This is a genomic window from Pseudooceanicola sp. HF7, from assembly GCF_011806405.1.
GTDB lineage: Bacteria > Pseudomonadota > Alphaproteobacteria > Rhodobacterales > Rhodobacteraceae > Pseudooceanicola.
The window spans coordinates 76,426-95,737 of sequence record NZ_JAATOW010000007.1 but is presented as its reverse complement, the minus strand read 5'-3'; the positions used below and the strand labels follow the sequence as shown (position 1 = coordinate 95,737).

Below are 19,312 nucleotides of genomic sequence, written 5' to 3'. Positions count from 1 at the left end.
TTGTCTGTCGCCGTTTAAAACCATATTCTCGCACGCAGAACAACAATCGGTCTTGCGGCAAACGGACGCTTTTTTGATTTAGATCAAGAAATATCTTACCCGTGACCTGTTCGCCATGACCAGAAAGGCTGCCCAAACCATGCCAGACACCCCTTTTCGCCCCTTCGAGAGCATGCTTGATGAGGGAAAGGCCCTTTCCCTGCTGCGTGACGCGGTGGCAGGCGCCGATGACGGCGAACTCTTCCTGGAGCGTCGGCGCTCCGAAATGCTGCATTTTGATGACGGTCGCGTAAAAACCGCCTCTTACGACGCGGCAGAGGGATTCGGCCTGCGGGCCGTGCGCGGAGAGGTGGCCGGCTATGCCCATGCCACCGACATCTCCGAAAGTGCGCTGAAGCGGGCGGTGGAGACCGCGCGCCTTGCCGTTGGCGGTGGCGGCGGCGTCATGGCCCCCCCGCCCCGCGCCACGAACCGACACCTTTATGCTGACCTCGATCCCATCGCCGGGCACAGCTTTCCGGTAAAAGTCGACACCCTGAGGGAAATCGACGCCTTCTGCCGTGACCTGGACCCCCGTGTCGTGCAGGTCAGCGCCACCATCGCCGCCTCCTGCCAGGAAGTAGAGATCCTGCGCCCCGAAGGCGGAATCGTACGCGATGTGCGCCCGATGACCCGCGTGAACGTCTCTGTCATCGTGGAGCAGGACGGGCAGCGCCAGACCGGCACCGCGGGCGGCGGCGGGCGGATCGCGCTGGACGGGCTGCTTGAAGCAGCGGACTGGCAGTCCAAGGCGCGCGAGGCCCTACGCGTGGCGCTCGTGAACCTTGAGGCGATTCCCGCCCCCGCCGGCATCATGGACGTGGTCCTTGGGCCGGGCTGGCCCGGCGTCATGCTGCACGAAGCCGTCGGCCACGGGCTTGAGGGCGATTTCAACCGCAAGGGCGCCTCGGCCTTTTCCGGGCTGATCGGCCAGCAGGTGGCCTCCCGCGGGGTGACCGTGCTGGATGACGGGACGATCCCGGATCGCCGCGGCTCCATCACCGTGGATGACGAGGGCACGCCAAGCGGCAGGAACGTCCTGATCGAAGACGGCGTGCTGGTGGGCTACATGCAGGACCGTCAGAATGCGCGGCTCATGGGGGTTGAGGCCACCGGCAACGGACGGCGCGAAAGCTACGCCCATGCGCCGATGCCGCGCATGACCAATACCTACATGCTGGGCGGCGATACCAACCCCGATGATATCGTGGCCGACATGAAGGACGGCATCCACGCGGTGGGATTCGGCGGCGGCCAGGTCGACATCACCTCGGGCAAGTTCGTCTTCTCCTGCACGGAGGCCTACCTGATCAAGGACGGCAAGCGCGTGGCCCCGGTGAAGGGCGCGACGCTGATCGGTGACGGACCGGAGGCGATGAAGCGGATTCGCGCCCTAGGCAACGACATGGCGCTGGATCCCGGCATGGGCAACTGCGGCAAGGCGGGCCAGTGGGTGCCCGTGGGCGTCGGCCAGCCGACCGTCCTGATCGGCGGTCTGACCGTCGGCGGTTCGGGCACCTGACGCTAGGTGCGCCCCCTGCGACCGGACATCGCAGGGGGCGCAAGCCGGTGCCGTATAGTCTTTACCGTTATTTAACCAACAAAGCCGTACAAGGGTTCTGCAAGCAGGCGGAGTCACGACGGTCGTGGATTTACATCCTTCCACTCACCCCCCACTCCCACCCACCACGGAAGATGCCCGGTTGGCGTGGCTCCGTCTCTTGCGATCCAGGCGTATCGGCATCTCCAGTTTCTACCGGCTCATGGCAGAGCACGGCAGCGCGGAGGCCGCGCTGGATCACCTTCCCGAAATCGCCCGTGCCGCCGGAGTAGAGAAGTACAGCCCCTGCCCCATGTCGGTCGCGGAACAGGAACTGGCGCGTGGCCACCGCAACGGGGCGCATCTGCTGTTCGTCGGCGGGCCGGGCTATCCCAAGCAGCTTCTGGATCTGAACGACCCGCCTCCGATGCTCTGGGTCCTGGGGCGACCGGAGCTTCTGAATGCACAGATGATCGCCGTCGTCGGCGCAAGGGCGGCCTCTTCCCTGGGGCTGCGCATGGCCAAGGCCTTGGCGCGGGACCTTGGGGACGCGGGCTATGTCGTGGTCTCGGGTCTGGCGCGCGGCGTGGATGCCGAAGCCCATGAGGCCGCCCTGCGCAGCGGCACCGTCGCCGTTCAGGCCGGCGGCGTCGACACGATATATCCCAAGGAAAACGCGGACCTCTCTGCCCGGATCGCCCGGAACGGGCTGCGGATCTCTGAGCAGCCGATGGGCTTCGCCCCCGCGGCCCGCCATTTCCCGGCCCGCAACCGGCTGGTGGCCGGGCTTTCGCGCGCCGTCGTGGTGATCGAGGCCGCCGGTCGGTCCGGTTCCCTCATCACCGCGCGCACTGCCCTGGACCAGGGGCGGGACGTGATGGCCGTCCCCGGTCACCCCTTCGATCCGCGAGCCGCGGGCTGCAACATGCTGATCCGGGACGGGGCCGTCCTGGTGCGCAACGCCAGCGACGTGATCGAGGCGCTCGGCCCCGAGCAATACTCCCTGCCCGAGCCAAGGCCCCCTGCCCGCCGGGCGCCGCAGCCCGCGCCGCAGAAACCGGCAGAGGTCCCCCCGGAAGCCGCGCTGGAGCGCTCCCTCGCGCTTCATGCGCAGATCCTGGAAAAGCTGGGCCCCTACCCGCTGCAGGAGGATGAGCTGATCCGCAACGTCGCGGTCCCGGCCAGCACCCTGACGCCCGTGCTGACCGACCTGGAACTTGAAGGCCGGATCGAACGGCAGCCCGGCGGCTTCATCGCCGTCGTGCCCTGAGCGCGCGTATTCCTGCCACTTTCACAGGCTCTTCCGGGCCCTCCCACAGCTCACAAGCGCTTCACCTCTCTTGCACCCGCCGCAAAATGGCTCCATTGACAACCGGGTCCCCGACCCCACATGTTCCGCCGCCAAGGCGTGAACTCAGTCGTGAGACGCCAAGCGAAAGGAACCCGGATGCCCGTCGTTGTTGTTGAATCTCCTGCCAAGGCCAAGACAATCAACAAGTATCTGGGCTCTGACTACACCGTCCTGGCCTCTTACGGGCACGTTCGGGACCTGCCGCCCAAGGATGGTTCCGTCGATACAGAGCATGATTTCGAGATGCTCTGGGAGATCGCGAGCGACTCTCGCAAACACGTGAAGGCCATCGCCGATGCGCTGAAGGACGACAATGCGCTGATCCTCGCAACTGACCCCGACCGCGAGGGGGAGGCGATTTCCTGGCACCTTGAAGAGGCGCTGCGCAAGCGCAAGGCGATCAAGAAGGACACGCCGGTCAGCCGGGTTGTCTTCAACGCGATCACCAAGGCCGCCGTCACAGAAGCCATGCAGAACCCCCGCCAGGTCGACGCCCCGCTGGTCGAGGCCTACCTGGCCCGCCGCGCGCTTGACTACCTGGTCGGCTTCAACCTGTCGCCGGTGCTCTGGCGCAAGCTGCCCGGCGCGAAATCCGCCGGCCGCGTGCAATCGGTCTGCCTGCGCCTGATCGTCGAGCGCGAGATGGAGATCGAGGCCTTCAAGGCCCGGGAATACTGGTCCGTCAAGGCGATCCTGGCCACGCCGCGCGGCCAGGAATATGAAGCCCGCCTGACCGTCTTCGGCGGCAAGAAGCTGGACCGCTTCGACCTGGACAACGAAACCACCGCCAGCCTTGCGGTGCAGGCGATCAACAGCCGTGACCTGAGCGTCAAATCGGTCGAGGCAAAGCCTGCCTCCCGCAATCCCAGCCCGCCCTTCATGACCTCGACCCTGCAGCAGGAAGCCAGCCGCAAGTTCTCCATGGGGGCCCGTCAGACCATGAGCACCGCGCAGCGGCTCTACGAGGCAGGCTACATTACCTACATGCGGACCGATGGTATCGACATGGCCCCCGAGGCCGTGACGGCCGCACGCGAGGCGATCAAGGACCGCTACGGCGCGGAATACGTGCCCGGCAGCCCGCGAGTCTACAAGAACAAGGCCAAGAACGCCCAGGAAGCGCACGAATGTATCCGCCCGACGGACATGACCAAGGACGCCGCCGCGCTGAAGATCCAGGACGCGGACCAGCGCAAGCTTTATGACCTGATCTGGAAGCGCACGCTGGCCTGCCAGATGGAAGGCGCGCGCCTTGAGCGGACCACGGTGGATGTCGGCAGCTCCGATGGCCAGGTGGAACTGCGCGCCACCGGCCAGGTGGTCCTGTTCGACGGCTTCCTGCGGGTCTACGAGGAAGGCCGCGATGACGCGGTCACCGATGACGATGACAAGCGCCTGCCCCAGGTCAGCCAGGGCGAAAGCGCAGAGAAGCGCAAGGTCACGCCGGAGCAGCACTTCACCCAGCCCCCGCCACGCTACACAGAGGCGACGCTGGTCAAGCGCATGGAAGAGCTGGGCATCGGCCGCCCCTCGACCTATGCCTCCATCGTCACGACGATCCAGGACCGCGGCTATGTCATCAAGGACAAGAACCGCCTGATCCCCGAAGACAAGGGGCGGCTGGTGATTGCCTTCCTGTCGAACTACTTCAAGAAGTACGTCGAATACGACTTCACCGCCGACTTGGAAGAAGAACTGGACGACGTTTCCGCCGGTGAACGCGATTACAAGGAAGTGCTGCGGCGCTTCTGGCGCGATTTCTCTGCCGCGATCGAGGAGACCTCGGAACTGCGCATCACCGATGTGCTGGAGAAGATCAACGAGGTCCTGGAACCGCACCTGTTCCCCCCGCTGCCGGACGGTGGCGACCCGCGCCTGTGCCCGAACTGCGGCAAGGGTCGCCTGTCGATGCGCACCGCGCGGTCGGGCGGCGCCTTCATCGGCTGCTCGAACTACCCCGAATGCCGCTACACCCGCCCCTTCGGTCCCCCCGATGCAGAGGCAGAGGCCAGCGCGATCCCGCCCGAGGGCAAGCTGCTGGGCGAAGACCAGGGCGATGAGATCCGCATCTTCAAGGGCCGCTTCGGCCCCTATGTACAGCGCGGTCCCGTGACTGAAGAGGTCAAGAAGCCGCCCCGCCAGTCGGTACCCAAGGAGTGGCAGCCCGAAGAGCTGACGCTGGAACAGGGCGTGAAGCTGCTGGAACTGCCGCGCCTGCTGGGCACGCACCCGGAAGACGGGGTGAATGTCTGGGCCAATATCGGGCGTTACGGGCCCTACCTGAAACACGCCGACACGACGTCCGACCGGGGTGGCACCAATGCCAACCTCGAGGGGATCGAGGACGTCTGGACCGTTGGCATGAACCGCGCGGTCCAGCTGCTGGCGGAAAAGGTTGCCTCCCGCAAGGGACGGGGCGCTGCTGCGACCCCGATCCGCGAGATGGGCGAACACCCCGACAGCGGTGGGCCGATCGCGATCTACGACGGGAAATACGGGCCCTACGTGAAATGGGAAAAGATCAACGCCACCATCCCCAAGGAGGTGGAGCCCGGTGATCTGACCATGGAACAGGCCGTCGCCCTGATCGAGGAACGCGCCGCCAAGTCCGGCAAGAAGACCACGCGGAAAGCGGCGCCCAAGAAGGCCGCCGCGAAGAAGGCACCGGCCAAGAAAACAGCGGCGAAGAAAGCCCCGGCAAAGAAGGCTCCGGCCAAGAAGACCGCCGCCAAGACCGGGGCGAAGAAATCCGCGGCCAGCAAGTCCGATGAAGACACGTCGGATGAAACCACCGGCTGAGCCATAGGCGAGGCAGAACCGGAACAGGGGCCCTGGCGGCCCCTTTTTCGTGCTCACGCGGTGCTCTCCGGGCGTCACATTCGCGTGGTGGCATATAGATGACCATACCCGTCTTTACAGGCGTGGCGATGGACGCAGGGCCCGCCTTGGAGCAGTCTCCGCGCGAGCGCCAGAGAGACGCTGCCGAAAAAAGGAGCAGAGCATGACCATCACGCGACGGAACCTGATCACCGCCGGGGCCTCGGCCCTTCTTCTGCCCACAGCCCTGCGCGCGCAGGAGGCCCAGGTGCCCATGGCCGAACGGCCGGCCCGCCTGGCGGCCCCCGCGACGCGTCACAACATCTCTTCCTTCTCCAGCCAGAGCTGGCAGGACCACTTCGACAGCCTGGGCGTGGCCAGTATCGTCGCCGATACCTCGTCCCGCGCGCTGCATTACTGGAACGCAGAGGGGGACTACCGCGTCTATCCCACCTCCGTTCCCGCATCCGACGAGCTGACAAAGCGCGGCTATACCAAGATCGTGCGCAAGAAGGTCGGCCCGGACTGGACCCCCACCGCCTCCATGGTCGAGCGCAATCCGGAGCTGCATTACATGCCGCCGGGCCCCGACAACCCGCTTGGAACCCACGCGATGTACCTGTCCTGGCCCGCCTACCTGATCCACGGCACCCATGACACGCGCAAGATCGGGCGGCGCAGTTCCGACGGCTGCATCGGGCTCTACAACTTCGCCATTGAAGAACTCTTTGCCGTCACGCCCATCGGCACCCAGGTGCGGATCATCTGACCCAAACAGCCCCGAAATTGCCCTCAGTGCCCCTCTGGCAGGGCATATTACGTATTTTCCACAATTTGACACCGCTGCGCTGCGGCGTCATGACAGGGGGAATAAATTCTGAGGAGGATCCAGATGAAGAAAGTATACGGCTCGGCCGCCGAGGCGCTCGACGGGCTGTTGTTCGACGGCATGGAGATTGCCGCTGGCGGCTTCGGTCTTTGCGGCATTCCTGAGCTCTTGTTGCAGGCGATCAAGGAGGCCGGAACCAAGGATCTGACCTTCGCATCCAACAACGCGGGCGTCGATGATTTCGGAATCGGCATCCTGCTTCAGACCCGGCAAGTGAAGAAGATGATCTCTTCCTACGTGGGCGAGAACGCGGAGTTCATGCGCCAGTACCTGTCGGGCGAGCTGGAGCTTGAGTTCAATCCCCAGGGCACCCTGGCCGAGCGGATGCGGGCCGGCGGCGCGGGCATCCCGGGCTTCTACACCAAGACCGGTGTGGGCACGGTGATCGCCGAGGGCAAGGAGCACAAGGACTTCGACGGCGAGACCTACATCATGGAACGGGGCATCTTTGCCGACCTTTCCATCGTCAAGGCGTGGAAGGCTGACGACACGGGCAACCTTGTCTTCCGCAAAACCGCACGTAACTTTAACCCTCCTGCGGCGATGTGTGGCAAGATCTGCGTTGTCGAGGTAGAAGAGATCGTGCCGACCGGTAGCCTCGATCCCGATCACATCCATCTTCCCGGGGTGTACGTACATCGCATCATCCAGGGGGAACACGAGAAACGGATCGAGCAGCGCACCACGCGCCCGGCGGCCTGACAGAGTTTCAGGAAGCTTAGGAACGACCGACATGGACACGGAACACAGGCCGAGCCCGCCACCTATCTCTCATGCACAGGCTTTCGAGGCGCTCAGCGGTTCGAATATCGCCATGGTGCTATGCGACCCCGCTCTGCCGGATTGCCCGATCGTCTACGTCAATCGTGCCTTCGAACTGGTATCCGGCTACACCGCCCCAATGGCGGTTGGCCGGAACTGCCGTTTCCTGCAAGGCAAGGATACCGACCCGGACGATATCAAGCGCATCCGTGAGGCCGTGGCCTCCCGGGTCGACGTGACGGTCGACATCCAGAACTACCGTGCCGACGGGACGCCCTTCATGAACCGTCTGATGCTCACGCCGATCTTCGCGGCAGACGGCACCCTGCGGTACTTCCTGGGCATCCAGAAGCCTCTGTCGGAAGTCGAAGACCTCATGTCGCCCAATGCCGTGCGCAGCGCCATGCGCGAAGTGCAGCATCGGGTCAAGAACCACCTGTCGATGATCGTGTCGCTGATTCGCCTCCATGGACGTGCGGCCGGCGATGCCCGCGACCAGTTCGAGCTGCTGTCGCGCCGCGTGGAGAGCCTTCAGGTGCTTTACCAGGAGCTGTCCAACCCGGAGCGGCGGCGCAACATGGATACCGTGTCCCTGGGCGCCTACCTGTCCCGGCTGTCGGCGGCGACGCAGGCGCTGGATGGCCGGGCCGGCATCCGCGTGAACGTGCTGGTCGACGAGGCAGAGGTCACCACGGATGAGGCCATCAACCTTGGCCTGGTCGTTTCGGAAGTCATGACCAACGCATTACAGCATGCGTTCGAGGGGCGTGAGACCGGGCTGATGGAACTGCGCCTGCAACGGCTCTCCGGGCAGGCCCTGCGGGTCACTGTTTCGGACGACGGTGTCGGCATGCCTGAAGGCGTCAGCTGGCCCGACAAGACCAGCGTCGGCGGCAGCGTGATCAACGGTCTGATCACGCAGCTTTCCGGCAAACTCGTTGTAAATACCGGCTCCACCGGAACGGTGGTCACGCTGGATCTGCCCGACCTTGCCTTGCAGGGTTGATGTAAAAACAGGAGGAGACCCCCCATGCCTTGGGACAGAAATCAGATGGCCGCGCGTGCCGCCGAGGAACTGGAAGACGGGATGTACGTGAACCTCGGCATCGGCATCCCGACGCTGGTGGCCAACTATGTCGGTGACAAGGATATCACCCTGCAGTCCGAGAACGGCATGTTGGGCATGGGCCCCTTCCCCATCGAGGGCGAGGAAGATCCGGACCTGATCAACGCCGGCAAGCAGACCATCACCGAACTGCCCAAGACCGCCTATTTCGACAGCGCCACCTCCTTCGGCATGATCCGCGGCGGCAAGATTGCCGCGGCCGTGCTTGGCGCGATGGAAGTGGCCGGGAACGGCGACCTGGCGAACTGGATGATCCCGGGCAAGCTGGTCAAGGGCATGGGCGGTGCGATGGACCTGGTGGCGGGTGTTGGCCGTGTCATCGTGGTGATGGATCACCAGAACAAGCATGGTGAAAGCAAGGTGCTGAACGCCTGCACCCTGCCGCTGACCGGCGCAGGTGTCGTGGACCGGATCATCACCAACCTTGGCGTGCTGGACGTGGTCGAAGGCGGCCTGTCGATCGTCGAGCTGGCCGATGGCGTCTCAGAGGACGAGATGCGCGCAGCCACCGAGGCCACCATCGTTTGAGACCTTGGGGCGGTCACACTGCTCAGGAAGAATGCAAAAGGCGCCCTCTGGGGCGCCTTTTTGGTTTCAGGGTTCGAAAGGCGCGGCGCCCTACTCTGCCGGGGCCTGCCGGCCCGGCGCGCCGGACAGCGGCAGTTCCACAAGACGCAGGGAAACAAGGCAGGCCAGGGCCGCGAAACAGGCCCCCAGCAGGAACATCGGCGTGATCGCGTTGGAGAACCCTTCGATCACATGCGCCCTCACGCCCACCTCAAGCTCTGCAAGGTAAGAGGTGGTGATGCTGCTGACGTCCTCAAGCCCGGGCAGAAGCGGAGAGACATGGGTGATCATGCCGTGGTTGAAGATCGCCCCAAAGATGGAGGTCCCCACGGCCCCGCCCGTCAGGCGGAACATGTTGGCCGAGGCCGTGCCGACGCCAAGGTGCTCCCTTGGAATGGAGGTCTGGATCGCCACGACCCCGACCGCCAGGTTCGGCCCGATCCCGAGCCCCATGAAGTAGAGGATCAGCGCGATGGTCCAGATCGGCGTCTGCACCCCGATGCGGGACAGCACCAGCATCGACACGCACAGGACGGCGGTCGCCAGTGTGGGCAGGATCCGGTAACGTCCCGTGTGGTTCATGAAGCGCCCGGACAGCACGGAGGCCGTCATGATCCCCGCCATCATCGCGATCAGGCAGACGCCGCTGTCCGCCGGCGTCATGCCTTTGACGACCTGCAGGAACATCGGCACGAAAGACAGCGTGCCGAACATCACCATGCCCACCAGAAGGTTGACGCCATTGGCCACCTGGTAGTTGCGCACGCTGAAGAGCGACAGGGGGATGACGGGCTCTGCCGCGCGGGATTCCACAAAGAGGAAAAGACACAGCGCCGCGATGACCAGCGCGATCAGAAGCAGCAAGGGAAGGGAGGTCCAGGGCAGGATCGTCCCGCCAAGGTTGGCCAGCAGCACCAGGGCGCTCAGGAAGGACATCAGGCAAACCGCGCCGGCGTAATCAAGCGTGTGCTTCTGCTGCCCGGAATGGGCCGGAAGGTTCCGCGTCAACACGGCAAAGGCCGCGATGCCGAAGGGAATGTTGACGAAAAAGATCCAGTGCCATCCGACCGTCTGCACTAGGAAGCCGCCCACCAACGGGCCGATCACGGTGGAGACACCGAAGACGGCAGAAAAGGCCCCCTGCCACTTCGCGCGCTCCCGCGGCGGCAGGATATCCGCGACCACGGCCATGGACACCACGATGAGCGCGCCGCCCCCGGCCCCCTGCACGACCCGTCCCAAGATCAGCATCGGCATGTTCCAGGCCATGCCCGCGATCCAGCCGCCCACCAGGAAGACGCCGATGGCGCTTTGCAGGACGATCTTGCGCCCGTACATGTCGCCAAGCTTGCCCGCGATGGGCGCCCCGACGGTCGAGGCCAGCAGATAGGCGGTCACCACCCAGGCGATATAGGACAAGCCACCAAGATCGCTCACGATCTCAGGCAGCGCGGTCGAGACGATGCTCTGCCCGGTCGAGGCCAGGAAAAGCGTCAGCGCAACGGTCAGGATCAGCACGCGCGGGTTGTTCAGATCAGGCGTTTTGCGCCCGGTGCCCCTTCGCTCGGCAGAGGCCGGTTCAGTGGAAGTCATCGGCAACAGTCTCTCGGAATTGATCGCCTTTCTTGCATGCCACGTTGGAATCGGATGCTCAGGCTTGATACTTTGGGTTGCGACAAATATGTGCCCATCACAATTGCATGTCAATGGCACGCTTTTTCTGGTACAAGCTACCGGACATGTAGGAGGATTGAGACATCGGGACGCGCGACGAAGACATGGCGGAATTCCTTGAACATGCGGGTATCCCCTCGGACGTGACCGACAGGGCGCTGGCGATCGACGCCATCCTCCAGGACTGGCGGCGGCGGCGCGACAAGCGTGAGCTGGGACAGATGGCGCTGACCCAGCTGGGGCTGGAGATCGACCTGCCGAAACTGGATGTGCTTATCGCCACCTGGGCGCCGTCCAACGAGTTCGGCAAGGACAAGGGAGAGACGATGGTCTCGACCATCGCCGCCCGCTTGGGGATCGATCCCTCGCGGGCCTCCCGCATCGTGTCCGAAATGATCGGCCAGGGGCTGCTGGCCCGTGGTGTCAGTCAGAAGGACGCGCGGCGCACCATCGTGGAGCTTACGCCCAAGGGGCGCGCCACCGTCAATGCCGTGCGCACCATCAAGTTCCTGGTGCTGGGCGATTACCTGAACGGCTGGACCACCGAAGAGATCGAGACCTTCCTGCCGCTGCTCGATCGTTTCTCCAGCTGGTCGGACGAGAGTTTCTCCAAGGCAGAGACGCGCCTGGCCTCCACCATCGCGGAGCTGCGCGAAGGGCTTGAGAAATTCTCCGAATAGCCTCGCCTCCTGCGGGGTGCGGGACTAGATTTCAGCCATGAATGCCCCTCAAAGCCCCCTGCCTGCCCCCTTGCGAACCTGGTTTTCCAAGCGCGGCTGGTCCCTGCACCCGCACCAGGCAGAGATGCTGGCGCGGGCATCCGATCCCGCACTGCTGCTGATTGCGCCGACGGGGGGCGGCAAGACGCTGGCCGGGTTCCTGCCGACGCTGGTCGAGCTGGCCGACGGTCAGCACAAGGGTCTGCATACGCTCTACATCTCTCCGCTCAAGGCGCTGGCGGCCGACATCCGCCGCAATCTGGAAACCCCGGTTGAGGAAATGGGCCTGCCCATCCGGATCGAGGACCGCACCGGCGACACCTCCTACACGAAGAAACGCCGCCAGCGGGCCGACCCGCCCCATATCCTGCTCACCACACCCGAAAGCCTGGCGCTGCTTACCTCTTACGAGGATGCGCCGCGGATCTTCGCCGGCCTCAAGCGGGTCGTGGTGGATGAGATCCACGCGCTTGCGGAGAACAAACGCGGGGATCAGCTGATGCTGGCGCTGGCGAAGCTGGACAGCCTGTGCCCCGGCCTGCGCCGTGTGGGCCTGTCCGCCACCGTCGAGGATCCGCCGGCACTGGCCCGTTTCCTGGCCCGCCATCCAGAGCCCTGCGCCGTGCTCAACGCCGATCCCGGCCCTGCCCCGGACATCCAGATGCTGTCCACGCAAGCTCCGCCCCCCTGGTCGGGCGGCGGCGGGGCCTATGCGATCGAGGAAGTGCTGGAAGAGGTGCGCAAGCACCGGATCACGCTGATCTTCCACAACACCCGCGCCCAGGCAGAGATCTTCTTTCATCACCTCTGGATGGCCAATTCGGACGGGCTGCCGATCGGCATCCATCACGGCTCCCTTGACCGGGTGCAGCGCGAGCGGGTGGAAAAGGCCATGGTGCAGGGCCGATTGCGCGCCGTTGTCTGCACGGGCAGCCTGGACCTGGGGATCGACTGGGGCGACGTGGACCTGGTGATCCAGGTCGGCGCGCCGAAGAACGTCAAGCGGCTGGTGCAGCGGATCGGGCGCGCGAACCACCGCTACAACGCCCCATCGAAGGCCCTGCTGGTGCCGGCGAACCGGTTCGAGGTGGTGGAATGCGTCGCCGCACTTGAGGCGGTAAAGGAAAACGACCTGGACGGCGATCCACGCGGGCCGGGGCCGCGCGACGTGCTCTGCCAGCAGATCCTGATCACCGCCTGTTCCGGCCCCTTCGAAGCCACCGCCCTGTTCGAAGAGGTCCGCAGCGCCGGTCCCTATGCCGCGCTGACGCGCGCTGCCTTCGATGAATGCCTCGATTACGTGGCAACGGGGGGCTACGCACTGCGCGCCTACGACCAGTGGCAGCGGCTCAAGCAGCGCCACGATGGCATGTGGCAGCTGCGCGACCCGCGCGCGAGCCAGCTGATCCGCATGAACATCGGCACGATCCAGGACAGCGACACGCTGAAGGTCCGCCTGAAGCGCGGCGGCGGCAAGCCCCTGGGCGAAGTGGAAGAAGGCTTTGCCGCCTCTCTCACGACCGGCGACACCTTCCTGATCGGAGGCCGGATCGTGCGCTACGAAGGCCTGCGTGAACTGACGGTCGAGGTCAGCCGCGATCCGGGCCGCAAGCCCAAGGTCGCGGTCTTCTCCGGCACCAAGTTCGCCACCTCCACCCAGCTGTCCCACCGCGTGCTGCGCATGTTCCAGCAGGACAGCTGGCCCGAATTGCCCGCCCACACCGCAGAATGGCTGACCCTGCAGCGAGAGGTCTCTCGCCTGCCCGAACCCGGACGCCTGCTGCTCGAGAGCTTCCCCCATGACGGTCGGCAGCACCTGGTGGTCTATGGCTTCGCCGGGCGCAATGCCATGCAGACCCTGGGGCTGCTGCTGACCAAGCGGATGGAGGAAGAGGGCCTGGCCCCGCTCGGCTTCGTCTCCACCGATTATGCCGTCCTGATCTGGGGGCTGGAGGCGGTCCACGATCCGGCGCCGCTTTTCGGGATGGAGGCGCTGCGCGACGGGCTGGATGGCTGGCTGGCCGGCAACGCGGTGATGAAGCGCACCTTCCGCGCTGCCGCCACCATCGCCGGGCTGATCAATCGCAACACGCCGCAGGCCCGCAAGTCCGGGCGGCAGGCGACCTTTTCTTCCGACATCCTGTACGACACGCTGCTGAAATACGACCCCGACCACCTGCTGATGCGCATCACCCGCGAAGAGGCCATGCGCGGCCTGGTCGACTTCGGCCGGATCGAGGAAATGGCCGCCCGCGTGCAGGGCCGGATTGATCACATGCGGCTGGACCGGATCACCCCGCTGGCCGCACCGCTGTTCCTAGAGGTCGGCAAGGTCCCGGTAGAGGGCGAAGGCCGCGCCAGGCTGGAGGCCCTGGAGGCAGAGCGCCTGATGCGGGAAGCAGGCCTCTCCCCTTGAACTTCTCCGCGCGCCGCGCCACGACAGCGCCATGAACGGCTACGATTTCTCATTGTCCGGGGCCCGCCTGACCGCGCGGGCCTCAGGCACGCTCTGGTGGGCGGCAGAGGGCCTGCTTTGCCTGTCCGACATGCACCTGGGCAAGGCAGAGCGGATGGCCCGCCGGGGCGGCGCGGCCCTGCCCCCTTATGAGATCCGCGATACCCTGACCCGTCTGGAAGCAGAGATTGAGGCGCTTTCGCCGGCGACCGTCCTTTGCCTTGGCGACAGCTTCGATGACCTTGCGGCCGCCGATGCGCTGAGCCAGGCAGAGCTGGACTGGCTGGCCCGCCTGCAAGCCGGGCGGCGCTGGATCTGGCTCGAGGGCAACCACGATCCCGGCCCAATCGCCCTGGGCGGCACGCATCTGGGTGAGCTTGCCTTGGGCCCGCTGACCTTCCGCCATATCGCTGAACCGGGTGCCCAGGGCGAAATCTCAGGCCATTACCACCCCAAGGCCGGGCTGCGCGGGGCGGCGCGCCCCTGCTTCCTGCTGGATGACAGCCGGCTGATCCTGCCGGCCTTTGGCACATACACGGGCGGCCTGCGTAGCCGGGATCCGGTGCTGGCCGGGCTGATGCAGGCGAATGCGCGCGCGATCCTGACGGGAAGGCGCACGCAGGTCCTGCCGATGCCGCGCTAGAAAAGCCCCTCGATCTCAAGGTCCTCGTTCAGGCCGATGCTTTCCGCTGCGGGGTGGCGCGGCAGGCCCGGCATGGTCATGATCTGGCCGCAGATCGCCACGATGAAGCCGGCACCGGCAGAAAGCCGGACCTCGCGTATCGGCAGGCGGAAGCCTTCCGGCGCGCCGCGCAGGGTCGGATCGGCAGAGAAGCTGTACTGGGTCTTGGCCATGCAGACCGGCAGGTCGCCGAACCCGGCCTCTTCCCATTCGGCCAGTTGGGCGCGGATCCGGTCATCGGCATCCACCCCCTCGGCGCGATAGATACGGCGGGCCACGCTTTCTATCTTTGACAGCAGGGGCATTTCGTCCGGATAGCTCATGCCGAACTGCGCCGCGCCGCTGTCGGCCAGGGCGGCCACACGCGTGGCCAGCGCCTCGATCCCGGCGGATCCGTCGGCCCAGTGGGAGCACAGGAAGACCTCTGCGCCGGCGGCCTCCACCTTTTCCTGCAACAGGGAAAGCTCTGCCTCCGTATCGCCGGTAAAGCGGTTCACGGCCACCAGCACGGGCACGCCGAAGCCACGCAGGTTCTCAAGGTGGCGCAGCAGGTTGCCCAGCCCGGCCTCCACGGCGGCAAGGTTCTCTTGGCCCAGTTCTTCTTTCGCGGCGCCGCCGGACATCTTGAGAGAGCGCACCGTGGCCACCAGGACCGCCGCATCGGGGGCCAGGCCCGCCTTGCGACACTTGATGTTCATGAATTTCTCCGCCCCGAGGTCCGCGCCAAAGCCGGCCTCCGTGACGACGTAATCCGCCAGCCCAAGCGCGGCCTTGGTGGCGATGACCGAATTGCAGCCATGGGCGATATTGGCAAAGGGGCCGCCGTGGACGAAGGCGGGGTTGTTCTCCAGCGTCTGGACAAGGTTGGGCAACACCGCCTCGCGCAACAGAGCGGTCATTGCGCCATCGGCCTTGAGGTCCCGCGCGCGGATCGGGGTCTTGTCGCGGCGGTAGGCCACGATGATATCGCCCAACCGGGCCTGAAGATCGGCAAGGTCCTCGGCCAGGCAGAGGATCGCCATGACTTCGGAGGCGACCGTGATGTCAAAGCCGGTCTGGCGCGGGAAGCCGTTGGTGACACCGCCCAGCGAGGTGACCACGTCGCGCAGAGCGCGGTCGTTCATGTCCATGACCCGGCGCCAGGTCACCCGGCGCTGGTCGATCTCCAGCTCATTGCCCCAGTAGATGTGATTGTCGATCATCGCCGACAGCAGGTTGTGCGCGCTCGTGATGGCATGGAAGTCCCCGGTGAAATGCAGGTTCATCTCTTCCATCGGGACGACCTGGGCATGGCCGCCCCCTGCCGCGCCGCCCTTCATCCCGAAACAGGGCCCGAGCGAGGCTTCGCGAATGCAGATCGCCGCCTTCTTGCCGATCCGGTTCAGACCGTCGCCCAGACCCACGGTGGTGGTGGTCTTCCCCTCCCCCGCCGGGGTCGGGGTGATGGCGGTCACCAGGATCAGCTTGCCCTGCGGCCGCTCTGCCAGCCCTTCCAGGTAGTCCCGCGACAGCTTGGCCTTGTCATGCCCGTAAGGCAGCAGCGCCTGCGCCGGGATGCCCAGCCGCGCGCCGACCTCCTGAATGGGCTTCTTGTTGGCGGCGCGGGCGATCTCGATATCCGTGGGGAAAGTCATTCCGGCGGGGTCCTTTTCTTCTTCCGTCTGGCGCGTGCGGCGGCGATAACCTGCGCCCTTCTTTGGCTTGCGACAATGTTCTCAGGCTTGCGACACTGGGCAACGGGCGGGCATGGCGGGCGGCTGTGCATGGTCGAAGATACGCCCCATCGAAAGAATGGAATACCTTTATGGAACCCGCAGCCGCTTTCGGCGTTGATATCACGAGAACAGATTTTGTCCTGCTGCCAAGGAGTTGACCATGAGTGCCGCCACCATCGTTATTCATTCGAGCTTTGCCGCAACCCTTCTGCTTGCCGCTCTGCTCCTGGGCTGATCAACCAGCCTCGACAAGGTCCGGCTTCCCTCGGCGGGCCTTGTCGTATTCCGACCAGACGGGTTGATCCGGCACGAACAGCCGCAGCTCGTCCCCAAGGGAAATCATCCCCTCTTTCTCTACCCATGCCGTGACCCCGCGCCGATCCTTCGCCGCGGGTTTGAACTTTTTGCCGTAGCCCGGCAGCGCATCTTCGATGACGCGGGCGGGCAGCGTGCAGGGTCGGTTGGCCATGTCCACGGTCAGCGTCACGCCATCCGGCCCCTGCAGCCGCGCAGAGGGCGGCACGTGCGAGAAATCGGGGATCCCCTCCAGCACCAGCGTCGCGCCCAGCATGGCCGGATCCAGGCTTTCCAGACCCATGCGGTCCGCGATCTGGGTTAGCTCCTCTGCCGACAGGATCGAGAACTGGCGCGTATTGCGGATCTCCGTGCCGCGCTTGGGATACTGGTTCAGCACGCGGGAACACGAGGGGCGCGTCAGCCCGCCGTGGTCTTCGCCCACCGGCCCGGAAAACAGGGCGCTGACAGAGGGCACCGCGCCAGAGGCCAGCGCGGCCTCACGATCAGAGACAAGGCCAAGCCAGGTGACACGGGCGGTATAGGCGGTCTTGATCAGGGCAGGCATCTGGCTTTCCTCCGGCTAGCTCAACCGCAGGATGGCCCGGCGGGCCTCAGCGCGCAAGAGGCCCAGCCGCAAAGAAAAACCGGAGCCGCTGGGGGCTCCGGTTTCTGTGACTTCTGGATCTTTGCCGGGATCAGGCGGAGGGCTCGGGCTCCATCCCGCCTTCGGGCTTGTTGCGCGGCTTGGTCTTGGGGATCGCCGCGACCGAGGGGGCAGAACCCGCATCGGGCTTGTCGTCCTCGTCCGGTTCGGACTGCGGCGGCTCGCCCCGGATCACCCGCTCGATCTCTGCGCCGGTCAGGGTCTCGTATTCCAGCAGGCCCTGCGCCAGGCGTTCCCAATCATCGTGGCGATCGGTCAGGATCTTGTAGGCATGGGCGTAGCCGTCATCGATGATGCGCTTCACCTCTTCCTCGATCAGCTCCTTCGTGTGAGCCGAGATCGAGAACCCACCGGCACCGCCACCACGGAAGGCTTCGGCCGCCTCCTGGTAGTCGATGTTGCCGACGCGGTCGGACATGCCCCACCGCATCACCATCGCACGGGCCAGGTTGGAGGCCTGCATGATGTCACCGGAAGGACCGTTGGACACGGTGCCTTCGCCGTACTTGATGATCTCAGCCGCCTTGCCCGCCATGGTCATGGTGATCTTCTGTTCCAGCTCGTCCTTGAAGTAGTTGAGCTGGTCCATTTCCGGCAGGGACATCACCATCCCAAGGGCCTGGCCACGGGGAATGATGGTGGCCTTGTAGACCGGGTCGCACTTGGGCAGCGACATGCCGACGATGGCATGGCCCGCTTCGTGGTAGGCGGTCATTTCCTTCTGCGCCGGGGTCATCACCATGGAGCGCCGTTCGGCCCCCATCATGATCTTGTCCTTGGCGTTCTCGAAATCGATCATGGTGACGAAGCGGCGGCCGACACGGGCGGCCATCAGCGCGGCCTCGTTCACCAGGTTCGCCAGGTCAGCACCGGAGAAGCCGGGCGAGCCGCGCGCGATGATGCGCAGGTCGACGTCGGGGCCGAGCGGGGTCTTGCGCGCATGGACGCCCAGGATCTTCTCACGGCCCTTCACATCGGGGTTGGGCACGGTCACCTGGCGGTCGAAACGACCGGGACGCAGCAGCGCGGGGTCCAGGACGTCACGGCGGTTGGTGGCCGCGACGATGATGACACCTTCGTTGGCTTCAAAGCCGTCCATCTCCACCAGCAGCTGGTTGAGGGTCTGTTCGCGCTCGTCGTTGCCACCGCCGTAGCCGGCGCCACGATGGCGACCGACCGCGTCGATCTCATCGATGAAGACAATGCAGGGGGCGTTCTTCTTGGCCTGTTCGAACATGTCGCGCACACGGGAGGCACCGACACCCACGAACATCTCGACGAAGTCGGAGCCGGAGATGGTGAAGAAGGGCACACCGGCCTCGCCTGCAACGGCACGGGCCAGAAGCGTCTTACCGGTGCCCGGAGGGCCGACCAGAAGCGCGCCCTTGGGGATCTTGCCGCCAAGCCGCGAGAATTTCTGGGGGTTGCGCAGGAATTCGACGATTTCCTCAAGGTCTTCCTTGGCTTCGTCGATCCCGGCGACATCGTCAAAGGTCACGCGTCCGTGCTTTTCGGTCAGCATCTTGGCCTTGGACTTGCCAAAGCCCATGGCCCCGCCTTTGCCGCCGCCCTGCATCCGGTTCATGAAGTAGATCCAGACACCGATCAGCAGCAGGATCGGCAGGAGAGAGATGATGAAGGCCTGGAAGCCGCTCTCTTCCTGGCTCTTGGCGGAAACCGGAATATCGTGATCGATAAGCAGGTTGGTGACTTCTGCGTCTTCCGGCTTGATCGCTACGTAGTCTTTCCCGTCCGACCCGCGGTACAGGACTTTCTCGCCATCCAGCGTGACAGAGGTCACGAAGCCGTCGTTCACCTCGGATACGAAGGTGGAATAAGGACGGCTGGTGCTTTGCAGCGTGTTGCCGGACCCGCTGAACAGGTTGAACAGCGCCACGATCAGCAGCAGCAGCACGGCCCAGAAAGCGAGGTTTTTTGCGGTGCCCACGTGAGCTCTCCCATCGAAACTTGTGATCTTGCGCCTATCATAAGGCCGTCGGGGATAAAATAAGTTT

14 protein-coding genes are annotated in these 19,312 nt (G+C 65.0%); 10 read left to right on the top strand and 4 right to left on the bottom strand.

The features are described from left to right. Positions 1-139: 139 nt before the first annotated feature. The 7 genes from tldD to HCZ97_RS05915 all read left to right on the top strand — a co-directional run bounded on the left by tldD (position 140) and on the right by HCZ97_RS05915 (position 9,052). Complete coding sequence (tldD, locus tag HCZ97_RS05945; RefSeq protein ID WP_167687763.1) at positions 140-1,561, top strand: metalloprotease TldD; 1,422 nt, start codon at positions 140-142, stop codon at positions 1,559-1,561. A gap of 124 nt (positions 1,562-1,685) precedes the next feature. After that, positions 1,686-2,849, top strand: a complete 1,164-nt coding sequence (dprA, locus tag HCZ97_RS05940; protein ID WP_167687762.1) for a DNA-processing protein DprA — start codon at positions 1,686-1,688, stop codon at positions 2,847-2,849. Positions 2,850-3,026: 177 nt separating this feature from the next. Then, positions 3,027-5,729, top strand: a complete 2,703-nt coding sequence (gene topA / locus HCZ97_RS05935) for a type I DNA topoisomerase (RefSeq protein ID WP_167687761.1) — start codon at positions 3,027-3,029, stop codon at positions 5,727-5,729. A gap of 202 nt (positions 5,730-5,931) precedes the next feature. Next, complete coding sequence (locus tag HCZ97_RS05930) at positions 5,932-6,516, top strand: L,D-transpeptidase (RefSeq protein WP_167687760.1); 585 nt, start codon at positions 5,932-5,934, stop codon at positions 6,514-6,516. A 123-nt stretch (positions 6,517-6,639) separates the two neighbouring features. Then, a complete protein-coding gene (locus HCZ97_RS05925; RefSeq protein ID WP_167687759.1) occupies positions 6,640-7,338 on the top strand; it encodes a CoA transferase subunit A in 699 nt (232 codons plus the stop codon). Between the two features lie 31 nt (positions 7,339-7,369). Next, positions 7,370-8,404, top strand: a complete 1,035-nt coding sequence (locus HCZ97_RS05920) for a PAS domain-containing protein (RefSeq protein ID WP_167687758.1) — start codon at positions 7,370-7,372, stop codon at positions 8,402-8,404. A gap of 24 nt (positions 8,405-8,428) precedes the next feature. Next, positions 8,429-9,052 carry a 3-oxoacid CoA-transferase subunit B gene (locus tag HCZ97_RS05915; protein WP_167687757.1) on the top strand — a complete coding sequence of 208 codons (624 nt, stop codon included), beginning with the start codon at positions 8,429-8,431 and terminating at the stop codon, positions 9,050-9,052. A 90-nt stretch (positions 9,053-9,142) separates the two neighbouring features. Here HCZ97_RS05915 and HCZ97_RS05910 read toward each other — a convergent pair whose 3' ends face one another. After that, positions 9,143-10,684 (bottom strand): MDR family MFS transporter, encoded by a 1,542-nt coding sequence (locus HCZ97_RS05910; protein WP_167687756.1) that lies wholly within the window; start codon positions 10,682-10,684, stop codon positions 9,143-9,145. A gap of 185 nt (positions 10,685-10,869) precedes the next feature. Here HCZ97_RS05910 and HCZ97_RS05905 point away from each other — a divergent pair, with 185 nt between their 5' ends. Genes HCZ97_RS05905 through pdeM form a run of 3 tightly spaced genes read left to right on the top strand, consistent with a single transcriptional unit; the run spans position 10,870 to position 14,582 of the window. Then, the gene (locus HCZ97_RS05905) at positions 10,870-11,445 is read left to right on the top strand and encodes a MarR family winged helix-turn-helix transcriptional regulator (RefSeq protein ID WP_167687755.1); all 576 of its coding nucleotides are present in this window, start codon (positions 10,870-10,872) and stop codon (positions 11,443-11,445) included. A 37-nt stretch (positions 11,446-11,482) separates the two neighbouring features. After that, a complete protein-coding gene (locus HCZ97_RS05900) occupies positions 11,483-13,900 on the top strand; it encodes a ligase-associated DNA damage response DEXH box helicase (protein ID WP_167687754.1) in 2,418 nt (805 codons plus the stop codon). Positions 13,901-13,931: 31 nt separating this feature from the next. Beyond that, complete coding sequence (gene pdeM / locus HCZ97_RS05895) at positions 13,932-14,582, top strand: ligase-associated DNA damage response endonuclease PdeM (protein WP_167687753.1); 651 nt, start codon at positions 13,932-13,934, stop codon at positions 14,580-14,582. Here the strand turns inward: pdeM and HCZ97_RS05890 are convergent. The 3 genes from HCZ97_RS05890 to ftsH all read right to left on the bottom strand — a co-directional run bounded on the left by HCZ97_RS05890 (position 14,579) and on the right by ftsH (position 19,245). Beyond that, on the bottom strand, positions 14,579-16,255 hold the full coding sequence (locus tag HCZ97_RS05890) for a formate--tetrahydrofolate ligase (RefSeq protein ID WP_167687752.1): 1,677 nt from the start codon (positions 16,253-16,255) through the stop codon (positions 14,579-14,581). The two genes, pdeM and HCZ97_RS05890, sit on opposite strands and share 4 nt — an antisense overlap. A 316-nt stretch (positions 16,256-16,571) precedes the next feature. Next, a complete protein-coding gene (locus HCZ97_RS05885) occupies positions 16,572-17,198 on the bottom strand; it encodes an MOSC domain-containing protein (protein WP_167687751.1) in 627 nt (208 codons plus the stop codon). 130 nt (positions 17,199-17,328) lie between these two features. After that, a complete protein-coding gene (gene ftsH / locus HCZ97_RS05880) occupies positions 17,329-19,245 on the bottom strand; it encodes an ATP-dependent zinc metalloprotease FtsH (protein WP_167687750.1) in 1,917 nt (638 codons plus the stop codon). Positions 19,246-19,312 lie beyond the last annotated feature (67 nt).